Below are 8,740 nucleotides of genomic sequence, written 5' to 3' on the forward strand. Positions count from 1 at the left end.
ATTACTCCCCTTTACCAGCAGCGGCAGCAGGCGCAGCAGCAGTACCGGCGGGTTTGGCGTTGTCAGCGTCCTTGACCTTGACTTCGATGCCCGGCTTGATGAACTGCAGGCCTTCGGTGATCACACGGTCACCGGCTTTGAGGCCATCTTCCACCAGCCAGTAGGCGCCGGCAGTACGGTTGGCGACCAAGACACGCTGCTCGACCTTGTTGTCCTGGTTCACCACCAGCGCGGTCGGGATACCCTTGAGGTCACGGGTCACGCCTTGTTGCGGTGCCAGGATGGCCTTGCTGTTCACACCGGCTTGCAGTTGGGCGTGTACGAACATGCCGGGCAGCAGGGTGTGGTCAGGGTTGGGGAACACGGCGCGCAGGGTCACGGAACCGGTGGTCTGGTCGACCGATACTTCGGAGAACTCCAGAGTACCGTCCTGGCCGTAGGCGGTGCCATCTTCCAGGGTCAGTTTGACCTTGGCGGCATTGGCACCGGCTTTTTGCAGCTGGCCGCTTTCCAGGTCGCGACGCAGTTTCAGCATTTCAGCGGAAGACTGCGTGACGTCGACGTAGATTGGGTCCAGTTGCTGGATCACGGCCATGGCATCGGTCTGGCCATTGCTGACCAGTGCGCCTTCGGTGACCGAAGAACGGCCGATACGCCCGGAGATCGGCGCGAACACTTTGGTGTAGCGCACGTTGATCTGGGCGGTTTGAACGTTTGCTTCTGCGGTCATGCGGTTGGCGACTGCGGTGTCGTACTCCTGACGGCTGACGGCTTGCTCGTCGACCAACTGCTTGTAGCGGTCGGTGATCGACTTGGTCTGGGTCAGGCTGGCTTGTGCGCTTTTAAGCGTGGCGTCATACACCGACGGGTCGATCTGGTAGAGCTGTTGCCCTTCCTTCACGTCGCCGCCTTCCTTGAACAGGCGCTTGAGAATGATGCCGTTGACCTGAGGGCGAACTTCCGCAATGCGGTAGGCGGTGGTGCGGCCTGGTAGCTCGGATGTCAGGGTAAACGCTTGCGGTTGAATAGTGACCACGCCGACCTGAGGGGTTTGAGCGGGCGGAGCCGCTTCTTCCTTTTTACATCCGCTGAGCAGCGATGCCAGGGCGACGGCGGTGACCAGAGCGGTAACAGCTGGCTTAAGTTGCATGAAGATCCTCGGGTCAGGCGCGCAGAGTGCGCACAAGAAGTGTGGAAGGGTAAAAAACAAGCGGTGAGTGGATAAGTAGCTTGCTACGCAATATACTTACGTTCATGGTTGTTTGTAAACTCTTGACAGGCTGCGCGGAATGTTGACAAAGCACCGCTGAAAGCCTCGATTCTAGTCCGTTCGGCGCCCATGACGGCGTCGTCCCACAATTATTCAGATGATGGTCAAGCACCATCCACAGTGTCCTGATTGAGGTTTTACTGCCATGGTTCGTCGTACCAAAGAGGAAGCTCAGGAAACGCGCAGCCAGATTCTCGAAGCCGCCGAGCACGCCTTTTATGAGCGCGGCGTCGCGCGGACCACGCTGGCGGACATCGCTGCGCTGGCCGGTGTGACGCGCGGTGCTATCTACTGGCATTTCAGCAACAAGTCCGATTTGCTGCAGGCGCTGCTCGACACGCTGCACGAACCCTTGGACGAATTGGCCCGGGCGAGTGAAAGCGAGGATGAAGTCGACCCGCTGGGTTGTATGCGCAAGCTGCTGATTCATCTGTTTCATCAGGTTGCCCTGGATCCTAAAACCCGGCGCATCAACGAAATTTTGTTCCATAAGTGCGAATTCACCGATGAAATGTGTGACATGCGCCGTCAGCGCCAGACCCATAGTCTTGAGTGCAACTTGCGCATTGGCCTGACGCTGCGCAATGCGGTCCATCGTGGTCAACTTCCGGAAAACCTCGATACCACCCGCGGTGCGGTGTGCATTCATGCCTATATCAATGGGCTGATTGGTCAATGGCTGCTGGTGCCCGATAGTTTTCAGCTGCATCAGGACGCCGAGCGTTGGGTTGACACCGGGTTGGACATGCTGCGCTTGAGCCCCAGCCTGCGCAATTAAGACAAAATGCGTAATTGCGTCTAGTTGTGTCAACAGTAAAGACTAGAGACGGTCAATCGTCCCTTTGCCTGATTGGTGGGGTGACTTTATATACGGGCTGGCGGGTGGTTGATAGGTAGCCGCCTAAGTATTTTGTAGTGATATTGTTGCAAGGCTGTGAAGGAATGTTTCCCGGCCCCCATGAAAAAGCCCCGGTTCTTGCGAACCGGGGCTTTTTCGTTTCAGTGGCTTAGATCAGATCGCCAGCGTTGGGTAGTCGATGTAGCCGACCGGGCCTTTGCCGTAGAAGGTTTCTGGGTGCGCGTCGTTCAGCGGCGCATCGGCCTTCAAGCGAGCGGGCAGGTCCGGGTTGGCAATGAACGGTACGCCGAAGGCCACCGCATCTGCCTTGCCAGCCGCCAGCCAAGCGTTGGCGCTGTCCTTGGTGAAGCGTTCGTTGGCGATGTATGGGCCGCCGAAGGCTTTTTTCAGTTGTGGGCCGAGGCTGTCAGCGCCTTCTTTTTCACGCGAGCAGATGAACGCGATGCCACGCTTGCCTAGTTCGCTGGCAACGTAGGTGAAGGTTTCGGCCAGGTTATCGTCGCCCATGTCATGGGAGTCGGCGCGTGGTGCCAGGTGCACACCCACACGGCCGGCGCCCCAGACTTCGATGGCAGCGTCGGTCACTTCCAGCAGCAGGCGTGCACGGTTTTCCAGGGAGCCGCCGTAGATGTCGGTGCGTTGGTTGGTGCTGCTTTGCAGGAATTGGTCAAGCAGGTAGCCGTTGGCACCGTGGATTTCCACGCCGTCAAAGCCTGCGGCCTTGGCGTTTTCGGCGCCGGTGCGGTAGGCGTCGACGATGTCGGCGATTTCAGCGGTTTCCAGGGCGCGCGGGGTAGGGAAGTCGGCCAGTGGGCGCACCAGGCTGACGTGGCCTTTAGGTTGGATCGCGCTCGGTGCCACCGGCGTTTCGCCGTCCAGGTAAGACTCGTGGGAGATCCGGCCGACGTGCCACAGTTGCAGGAATATCTTGCCGCCCGCGCCATGAATGGCCTTGGTGACATTGGCCCAGCCGCGAACCTGGTCGTTGGACCAGATGCCCGGAGTGTCCGGGTAGCCCACGCCCAGCGGCGTCACGGAGGTGGCTTCGCTGAGGATCAGCCCGGCGGAAGCGCGCTGCACGTAGTACTCGGCCATCAGCGCGTTAGGCACGCGACCGGCATCAGCGCGGCAGCGGGTCAGCGGCGCCATGATGATACGGTTCGACAGTTCCAGGTCGCCCAGTTTGATCGGATCGAAAATAGTCGTCATTGGAAAATACCTTCTCTTTAAGTTGATCAGTTGGTCGCAGGGGCCAGGTCGGCATCGCCGCCCTGACGGAAAGTAATCAAGGTCACCAGCAGGGCCAGGACCGCCAGGGCACCCGCCGCCAAGGGCACGCTGGTCAAGCCGAAGCCGTGGGCAATCACGCTGCCACCGACCCAGGCGCCGAGGGCGTTGCCGATATTGAAGGCGCCGATATTCAGGGTGGACACCAGGTTCGGTGCGGCCTTGCCGAAGGTCACCACGTTGATTTGCAGCGCGGGGACGGCGGCAAACGCGGCAGTGGCCCACAGGAACAGGGTGATTTCAGTCGGGATCACCGCGACGCTGGTCCAGGTCAGCGCAGTGGAGACCACCGCCATGCTGATAAACACGCCGATCAACGTGGCTGCCAGACGCTTGTCCGCCAGCTTGCCGCCGATGATGTTGCCCAGGGTGAGGCCCAGGCCAATCAGCAGCAGGGTCCAGGTCACGCCTTTTGGCGATACGCCGGTGACATCGCCGAGCAGCGGGGCAACGTAGGTAAAGAGGGTAAACATCGATGCGGAGAACAGTGCGGTCATGGTCAGCGACAACCAGATGCCTGCACCCTTGAGGGCGGCCAGTTCGGCGCGCATGTCGAGTTTTTCTTCGTCACGTTTGGCCGGCAGGAAGCGGATCAGGCCGATCAGCGCCACCACCCCGATCACCGTCACGGCCCAGAAGGTCGAACGCCAGCCGGCTTCCTGACCCAGGGCGGTGCCCAGCGGAACGCCGAGCACGTTGGCCAGGGTCAAACCGGTGAACATCAAGGCCACGGCCGAAGCACGTTTGTTGGCCGGCACCAGGTTGGCGGCGACCACCGAACCGATACCAAAGAAGGCGCCATGGCACAGCGCGGTGACCACACGGGCAAACATCAGCACGTTGTAGTCGCTGGCCAGGGCACAGAGCAGGTTGCCGACAATAAAGATGCCCATCAACGCTACCAGGGCGGCCTTGCGTGGCAGCTTGGCGGTGGCCAGTGCCATGAAGGGGGCGCCGATGGCCACGCCCAGGGCGTAGCCGGTCACCAGCCAACCGGCGCCGGGAATCGACACACCCAGGTCCGCCGCCACATCAGGCAGCAGGCCCATGATGACGAACTCGGTGGTGCCGATGGCGAAGGCGCTCAGGGCCAGTATGAGTAGCGAGAGGGGCATTTTGGTTTCCTTGTTACAGCGATGCGCGGGCTTCAGCGCTGAGTTCAGTGATAAGCGCATCGAGGAACGCTTGGATCGTTTCCTCGTTGCGTTTGAAAAAGTGCCACTGCCCGGCCTTTTGGCTGCTGATCAATCCCGCCCGTTGCAGCGTGGCCAGGTGGGCCGACACGGTTGATTGGGACAAGCCGCAGCGCTGGTCGATCTGCCCGGCGCAGATGCCGTATTCATGGTTGTGCAGTTGCTCGGGGAACTGCACTTTCGGGTCTTTCAGCCAGTTGAGGATGTCTCGCCGTACTGGGTGCGCCAGGGCTTTTATTATTTCGTCGAGGTCAATGGACATGGCAGTTGCTCGGTTTCTTGAAACGTTATATCGCGATGAGGCGAACTTTAAATCGGTCTATCCCGATATACCAATATGATTTTGGTCTTAAACCAGATTGAATCGGTATATCGGGTTATAACGATATGTTTGTGGCAGTGATAGACTGCGCGCCATGAATTATCTCGCACATCTGCACCTGGGCGGCCAACTTCCTGCACAACTGCTGGGCAGCCTCTATGGCGACTTCGTCAAAGGTCGCCTGCAGGGCCAGTTCAGCCCGCAAATCGAGTCGGCGATTCAACTGCACCGCTCAATCGACCGCTTCACCGACAGCCACCCGCTGGTGGGAGAGGCGTTGTCGCGTTTCAGCCTGACCCGCAAGCGTTATGCCGGGATTGTCCTCGATGTGTTTTTCGATCACTGCCTCGCGCGGGATTGGGCGCTTTATGCCGACCAGCCTTTGGAGCGCTTCACGTCGCAGGTGTACCGCGTGCTGGCGGCTGAGCCGCAGTTGCCGGGGCGCTTGGCGCAGATTGCGCCGTATATGGCCGCGGATGATTGGCTGGGTTCGTACCGCGAATTTGCAGTGATGGAGCAGGTGTTGAGGGGGATTTCGCGGCGGCTGACACAGCCCGAGGAGTTGGGGCATGCGATGCAGGAGTTGCGGCTTTTGTATGAGCCGTTGAGTGAAGACTTCCGGCTGTTTTATCCCGAGTTGCAAGCGTTCGCACAAATCCAACTGACAGCACAAAACTAAATGTGGGCGGGAGCAAGCCCCCTCCCACATTTTGACCTGTGTTCACATCACTTCAGGCTGCGAAGGCTGGCCGCACGGGTAACTGCTCTGCTTCCGGTACCGGCCCAAACAAGGCCTTCTGCACTGCCTGCTGCGCCTGGAACGCCAGCGCCGCACGTTCCTGCCCGGCACAGGCAATCGGCTTGAGCACATGAATCTCTACGTCGCCCTGATCATTGCCAAACAAACGCATCAGGTGCGACAGCAAATCATCATCGCCAATAAACGGTGCCAGCGGGTCGACCTGACCGCCGCGCAGATAACGAATCGCCACCGGTTGCAGTGACACATCCGCATCAATCGCACTGGCCAGCAAACGCCCGTGGAAGGTACGCAGGCTGCGCCCATCGGTGGTGGTGCCTTCGGGGAACATCAGCAGTGGGTGCTGTTGCTCCAGATGACGGGTCATCTGTTTGCGGATCAACTGACTGTCGCCCGACCCCCTGCGAATGAACAGGCTACCGGCCTTGGCCGCCAACCAGCCAGCCACCGGCCAGGTGCGCACTTCGGCCTTGGACAGAAATGACATCGGCGTCACGGCGCCCAACAGCGGAATATCGGTCCAGGACACGTGATTACTCACCCACAGCATCGGTTGCGTCGGCAATTCACCGTGCACCGTCACGCGAAAGGGCAGGGCGTTGGTCAGCCGCGCCATAAAGAAGCGCGACCAGCGCTGGCGCCGCACCATCGAGTTGGCCACGCCCAAACGCTCAAACACACCAAACACACTGGCCATGCTCAAGCCCAGCGCCACCACCAACAGCACGCGGGCAATGCGCCCGTACACCCGAATACGGCTCATCACATGGCTGCCTTGAAGTGGCGGGCGTAACGCGGGCACAGCTCATCGCGCTTGAGCAGGATGAACACGTCGGCCACTTGGAAATCTTCGTCCCAGCACGGTTCGCCGCAGATCTTCGCACCCAGGCGCATATAAGCCTTGAGCAGTGGCGGCATTTCTGCGATCACGTTAGACGGCAGGTCCAGCGCCGGCAGTGGTTTTTTCGGTTCGGCGCGCAGGTGTTCGTTGCACAGGTAGCGTTCGCGCAGGCGCTGCATGATCGCGTGGGCCTGGATGCCGCCGTCGTGCATCGGGATGCTCGCGCAACCCATCAGGTAGCTGTAGCCGCCCTGGTTCAGTACTTCTGCCAACTCGCCCCACAACACAGCAATGGTGCCGCCGTTGCGGTAGGCCGGGTCGACGCAGGTGCGGCCGATTTCCAGGATTGGGCCTTGCAGGTGGAGCAAGCCATGCAGGCTGAATTCTTCTTCGCTGTAGAACCGGCCCAGGGTGCTGGCGGCCTGGTGGTCCAGTAAACGGGTGGTGGCTACCAGTCGACCGCTGTTCAAGTCGCGCACGCCGATGTGGCTGCAGTGAACATCATAGTCATCCATGTCCAGACCCAGTTCCGCGCCTTTCAGCTTGGCGTTGAATTCGCCGCTGAACACGTTGAAACGCAGGGCCTGGGCTTCCTGCAAAGCCTGGGCGCCGATCAGGCGTTCGGCTTGCAGACGGCGTTCATTGCCGGTGTCGCTGATGCGGGCGATCTGAGTCATGGCGAGTCTCCGAGTGCCGGCCACGTTTCGGCCGGTCGACTTTGTTGTCCAAAGTCAGGCTATGTAGGCTCGGTGTCATCTCCATGAAGTTCCGGTGACGCTTAGATGACAGGGGGGCGGGGGTATATCCGTTATTTAGGTAACGGCGGCTTAGGGTTTCGCTCTTACAGCGACTCACTTTGGAAAAGCCCCAAAGTAAGCAAAGGGCTCTTGCCCCACCACTCGGCACCTCGCCTAGGCTCGGTGTGCCCGCACTCCGGCTTGAATCCGTGGGCCGCCGCGATGGGCCATCCTTGGCCCAGCGCGGCTAACCCGGCGTCCTGCCGGGTTACCCACGGATTCAAGCCTGCGTGCGGCCAGCGTGGTTAATGGGGCGCCTGAGATCAAGATCAACAGCAGATCAAAAGCAGAGCACGGCGGCCTGAAAGCCGACCTGAGTGGTGTGGAGCAAAAGCCAGATCAGAAGCAGGGCAGATTGCAGTCTCCCTGATGGATGGAGATTAAAAATGTGGAAGCGGGCTTGCCCGCTCCCACATGTTTTACCGCTTTTGATCTACACCACTCAGGTCGGCTTTCAGGCCGCCGTGCTCTGCTTTTGATCTTTTTGATCTTGATCTCAGGCGCCCCGCGCAGCCGTGCCGGAGTGCGGGCACACCGAGCCACAGCGAGGTGCCGAGTGGTGGGGCAAGTGAAGGGATCAACCACATAGGTAACAAAAGAGTTCAGTCACATGGGTAACACCAGGTCACTTACTTCTGATCACTTTGAGTGTTACGTAATCTTCCTTTACATCCTTTTCATCGATGCGGCCCAAGACAATCGGGCCAAAAACAATGTCCCAAACACCTTCGCTTATGCTCTCTAAACCTACTATTTCATGCTTGAGCACATTACCCACATAAATTCTGAGCCGCCCTCGGTAAACCACCCCATTGGAGTCCACCCGGTAGGCTTCCACATGAGTCGGATATCTCATTTTCGGTAGCTGTTCCGGATACATTCGCTGGGAGTTTGTGTAACAAGAACCAGGTGTTTTCTGCCCGAGGGCCTCATGCACCCGTTCATGATTGTAATGCTGTATGAAAAGATCAAAGTGTCTCTGTTGAGCTCCCCAATCGACCTCTGGTGGTCTTGGTAGCGTGCTTTTCAGCGTTCGGTGCATGCGCTCATGCCGCCCGTTTTGCTCTGGTCTGCCTGGCTGAATCCGTTCGTGGATGATGCCTAAGCGCGCCCACCAGATCGATAACTGGGATAACCCTGCGCGCCCGCTACTGGCAAAGGGAACACCATTATCTGTGCGGATCCGTTCAGGCATCCCATACGTTTTGAATAGGCGTTCGAAGGCTGCCTTGGCCTCCTGAAAGGTCGTGCTGGGCATGCTTTCACATGCCAATAAAAAGCGACTCGCGTGATCCATTACGGTCAAGGGGTAACACCAGGCACCATCCCCCGTCAGGTACTGACCTTTGTAATCGGCACTCCAGAGCTGATTGGGGTTATCGGCTTTCTGAAGAGGTTTGGGATAGACCGC

The 8,740-nt window shown here is 59.2% G+C and carries 9 protein-coding genes; 2 read left to right on the top strand and 7 right to left on the bottom strand.

The genetic code is table 11. The annotated features are described in order from the left end of the window. Nucleotide 1: 1 nt before the first annotated feature. Nucleotides 2–1,150, bottom strand: coding sequence for an efflux RND transporter periplasmic adaptor subunit (locus BFL40_RS13775; protein ID WP_071484513.1), 1,149 nt, complete (start codon nucleotides 1,148–1,150; stop codon nucleotides 2–4). Nucleotides 1,151–1,415: 265 nt separating this feature from the next. On the opposite strand from BFL40_RS13775, the gene BFL40_RS13780 reads away from it, so the two are divergent. Beyond that, nucleotides 1,416–2,048 (top strand): TetR family transcriptional regulator, encoded by a 633-nt coding sequence (locus BFL40_RS13780; RefSeq protein ID WP_071484514.1) that lies wholly within the window; start codon nucleotides 1,416–1,418, stop codon nucleotides 2,046–2,048. A 234-nt stretch (nucleotides 2,049–2,282) separates the two neighbouring features. Here the strand turns inward: BFL40_RS13780 and BFL40_RS13785 are convergent, their stop codons facing one another. The 3 genes from BFL40_RS13785 to BFL40_RS13795 are packed head-to-tail and all read right to left on the bottom strand — an operon-like array spanning nucleotide 2,283 to nucleotide 4,871. After that, on the bottom strand, nucleotides 2,283–3,338 hold the full coding sequence (locus BFL40_RS13785) for an alkene reductase (RefSeq protein WP_071484515.1): 1,056 nt from the start codon (nucleotides 3,336–3,338) through the stop codon (nucleotides 2,283–2,285). Nucleotides 3,339–3,364: 26 nt separating this feature from the next. Next, nucleotides 3,365–4,531, bottom strand: a complete 1,167-nt coding sequence (locus BFL40_RS13790) for an MFS transporter (protein WP_071484516.1) — start codon at nucleotides 4,529–4,531, stop codon at nucleotides 3,365–3,367. Nucleotides 4,532–4,544: 13 nt separating this feature from the next. Continuing rightward, nucleotides 4,545–4,871: an ArsR/SmtB family transcription factor gene (locus tag BFL40_RS13795; RefSeq protein WP_071484517.1), complete on the bottom strand. Its 327-nt coding sequence runs from the start codon at nucleotides 4,869–4,871 to the stop codon at nucleotides 4,545–4,547. 154 nt (nucleotides 4,872–5,025) lie between these two features. Here BFL40_RS13795 and BFL40_RS13800 point away from each other — a divergent pair, with 154 nt between their 5' ends. Then, complete coding sequence (locus BFL40_RS13800; protein WP_071484518.1) at nucleotides 5,026–5,610, top strand: acyl carrier protein phosphodiesterase; 585 nt, start codon at nucleotides 5,026–5,028, stop codon at nucleotides 5,608–5,610. A 52-nt stretch (nucleotides 5,611–5,662) separates the two neighbouring features. Here the strand turns inward: BFL40_RS13800 and BFL40_RS13805 are convergent, their stop codons facing one another. The 3 genes from BFL40_RS13805 to BFL40_RS13815 form a co-directional block, all read right to left on the bottom strand. Beyond that, nucleotides 5,663–6,454: a lysophospholipid acyltransferase family protein gene (locus BFL40_RS13805; protein WP_071484519.1), complete on the bottom strand. Its 792-nt coding sequence runs from the start codon at nucleotides 6,452–6,454 to the stop codon at nucleotides 5,663–5,665. After that, nucleotides 6,454–7,209 carry an L-ornithine N(alpha)-acyltransferase gene (gene olsB, locus BFL40_RS13810; protein WP_049709576.1) on the bottom strand — a complete coding sequence of 252 codons (756 nt, stop codon included), beginning with the start codon at nucleotides 7,207–7,209 and terminating at the stop codon, nucleotides 6,454–6,456. The genes BFL40_RS13805 and olsB overlap by 1 nt, the downstream gene beginning before the upstream one ends. A 745-nt stretch (nucleotides 7,210–7,954) precedes the next feature. Further along, the coding region (locus tag BFL40_RS13815; RefSeq protein WP_071484259.1) for an integrase core domain-containing protein at nucleotides 7,955–8,740 on the bottom strand (786 nt) is incomplete at its 5' end.

The sequence above is a fragment of the Pseudomonas costantinii genome (genome assembly GCF_001870435.1).
Lineage (GTDB): Bacteria > Pseudomonadota > Gammaproteobacteria > Pseudomonadales > Pseudomonadaceae > Aquipseudomonas > Aquipseudomonas costantinii.